This window comes from Streptomyces sp. AK010, from assembly GCF_014207295.1.
Lineage (GTDB): Bacteria > Actinomycetota > Actinomycetes > Streptomycetales > Streptomycetaceae > Streptomyces > Streptomyces massasporeus.
Map to the genome: position 1 here is coordinate 1 of NZ_JACHCX010000057.1, position 2898 is coordinate 2898.

Below are 2898 nucleotides of genomic sequence, written 5' to 3' on the forward strand. Positions count from 1 at the left end.
CGAGCAGCAGAGTGCCGAGCAGCAGGACTCACCGCATCAACAACTGTCCCTTTTCATCCGTACGCGGGTGGGGACGTTCACGTGTACGCCGACAGCGAGCAGCCCGCTCGCCCAGTGGTCGGCCTACTTCACCCGTGACGTCCCCGGCGAGGCGGTGGTCGACTTCCTCCTCGCGCTCGACGCTAGCGACCAGCCTGCCGTGCCGCTCGCCGGATCCGAGCTGGTCCTTGACGCTGTCGCCGCCCACGGATGGTTCCGCGACATCGACCAACCCGAGGCGGCGGCGACGGACCCGACGTTCACCTCGCACATCAGCCTCGGCGAGGTCCCGCCCCTCATCCAGGACGCCGACCCGCGGGCCCTGTCCGCCGAGGACGACGAGACGGGACCGGCCGGATGGCAGGCGTGGGCCGAGCCCGCGCTCGGCGCACCGTGTCTGTGGGCGGCATCGTTCGCCGCCAGTGTCCCGCACGATCTCGTCGCCGCCTTCGCCGCCTCCCTCAGCTCGACCGCACCGGTCCTGCGGCGGGTACTGCCCGAGGCCACCCAGGAGCGCCTCCTGCGCGCGCCGGCCATCTAACGTCCCGCGCACAACTCTCGACGATCGCAGTCCGGCACCCTCCCAGTTGGGGGGCCGGACTTTCTTGCTTCTCGGGTGAAGTGGCCCGGTCTTCGATGCCCAGGAAGAATTGCCGCCCGTTGATGGAACGATGTAGAAGGCGGCGGTGCACCCCAGCCCCGGCGCCTTTATGGTCATCGCTCTCATCGTCGCCGCAGTGGCAGGCATTTCAGCAGCACTGAAGCTCCGGGCAGGGGCAACTCCTCCAGGTGACGCGGGTCTACCAGCACGGCCGCCGTGGCTCCAAAGCTGTCGTGACCTGGTGCGACACCGGGCGGCAGCAGGACGCCTGGTTCTGGAACTGGCACGTTCCCGCAGGCGTGTACCTGCTCGTGAACGCCTGCAGTGGCTACGGGCCGCACAGTCACAACCCGAACGTGCTCTGCTTCCAGCCCGGCCAGGTCCGAGCCTGGGTACCAGGCCAAGCCGCTAGCGCCGCTCAACGCGTCAGCCAGTAAGGCACTGCTGCCCCCGACCTGCGGTGGTCGGAGGCAGCAGCGTGACGTGCACGCAGGTCAGCTCGTTGCCGTGGCCTTGGCGAGGGCCTTGCCGAGGTGGCGGTCGACGAGGGCCGGGGAGCCGGAGAAAACCAGCAGCAGGCTGCCGTCGCGGACCGCGGTCTGCTTGACCACGGTGCTCCGCCCTCCGGTGGAGAACGTCAGGAGCTGGCTCCACTGCTCGTCACCGCTGGCGTGGGGTGCGGGCAGCTTCTGCGAGGTCACGTCGACCGGGGTGCCGCCCGCGACGACCTGATAGGTCGGGCAGCCGGTCATGGCGTCGAAGATCCGGTGGATGCCGTCGGAGAGCTTCTTCACGCTATCGCTGTACAGCTCCTCGGAGATCTCCGAGGAACTGCCGCCGTAGGTGAAGTCCGCCTTCGCCTTGTGCGGGAAGGCGAGCGTGCCGCCAGTCGCCGCATCGCCGCCCAGCTCGCTCAGGGCGGGGCAGCCGATGACGCTGACGTCGTCGTGCTGGGCCGGACGCTCCGGCTTGGCAAGGTAGCCGCTGCCGAGGTCGCGCGGGTCGAGCAGGCGGGACTCGAGCGCGGCCGAGGAGAGCGCGGCCGGCTTCTGGACGGCGTCGGCCGGCTTTACGGTGCGGGAGGAGGGGGTCTGGTGCTTGGACCCGGTGGTGTCGGTGGAGCAGGCGGGCACGGCGAGGAGGGCGGCGGTGATGCCGAGTACGGTGGTGGCGACGCGAACGCGCATGACGGAACTGACCCCTTGGTGCTAGGCGACGGGTGGTCAGTGCGGGCCCGCGGGCCCGGTGGGGTCGTAGGAGCGGTGGTCAGTGCCCGAGGTGGCGCAGGCAGTCCTCGAACGTGGCGTGCGTCGCGTCCGCCGGCCCGGAGTGCCGGTTGTACCAGGCGGTGTCGATGCGGGTCTCCTGCTGCTGGTGTCCGGCCCTGCAGCGCAGCCAGATCTCACCGCGGGTGGAGAGGATGAGCCAGTCCCGGTATGCGCCGCACTCGATGCAGGCGGCCATCTCGCCGTCGAGGACGAGGGGCTGCTTCCACGGCATCATCTTGCCTTCAACCTGGTCGTGGCTCGGCACCCGCAGTTCCGGCGGGAGGAAGTCGTCCACGATGGCGGCTGGCTCGGCGGACTCCGGCTCAGGCGCCGGCACTCCGAAGCCGGGCGGGACTTGGCCCTGCAGCTGCACGTACAGCTCGGCGAACTGTCTCTGAGCTTCGCTCGGCTCCTTGGCCCTGCGGCGTATCCGGTGAAACACCTTGGCGTCCTCCTCTACCTCAGCACCTCGTCCTGCGCGTTTCATGATCGTGCCCCACGCCCCCGGCGGTTTCAATTCACAAAGTCCACAGTCACCTCCGGCCAGGTCAGCAGAGGTCTTCGGCTTCTCGGCTGCCCAGATGACGAGTTGGCCACGATGCGTGTCTCCGTGCGCCGGGGTGGCCATGCCAGGGTGTGCCCGATCACACGCCATCGTCTCCCTCGACCGCTCAACTTCGCGACGCCTACTGGCTCGACTCGCCCCACCTGCGCCACGCCCGTCCGTCCTGCGGGTGCACGGATGCCGACAGCCCCCACATCGGACCTGGTCGCCACCGAGGTTCGATGTGGCGCACGACCATGCTCTGGATTGCGGGCGAAGCGGTGGCGCTGCCCCTTTTCTCGGTGGTGCACTGAGTCCGAGTGCAGGCACCCGGCGGGCTCACAGGGTCTTAGAAGCCGTTGTCTTTCCGGACGCGATCGTTGAGTTTCCGCTGATCAGGCATGGTGTCGGTGTCGCCGAGGGAGGGTTCGGACGTTCAGTTCGTT

The 2898-nt window shown here is 68.9% G+C and carries 3 protein-coding genes; 1 reads left to right on the forward strand and 2 read right to left on the reverse strand.

The genetic code is table 11. The annotated features are described in order from the left end of the window. A partial coding sequence (locus HDC93_RS37495; RefSeq protein ID WP_260420016.1) for a DUF317 domain-containing protein occupies positions 1–580 on the forward strand: 580 nt, incomplete at its 5' end. A 554-nt stretch (positions 581–1134) separates the two neighbouring features. On the opposite strand, the gene HDC93_RS37500 is transcribed toward HDC93_RS37495, so the two are convergent. Next, entirely contained in the window at positions 1135–1827 is a 693-nt protein-coding gene (locus HDC93_RS37500) for a hypothetical protein (protein WP_185015229.1), read from the reverse strand. Positions 1828–1906: 79 nt separating this feature from the next. Further along, positions 1907–2350 carry a hypothetical protein gene (locus tag HDC93_RS37505; RefSeq protein ID WP_185015230.1) on the reverse strand — a complete coding sequence of 148 codons (444 nt, stop codon included), beginning with the start codon at positions 2348–2350 and terminating at the stop codon, positions 1907–1909. Positions 2351–2898: the final 548 nt, after the last annotated feature.

What these genes read in the sequence shown, in the direction of transcription:
- HDC93_RS37500 (WP_185015229.1), bottom strand. Translation starts at nt 1,827, where the DNA reads ATGCGCGTTCGCGTCGCCACCACCGTACTCGGCATCACCGCCGCCCTC.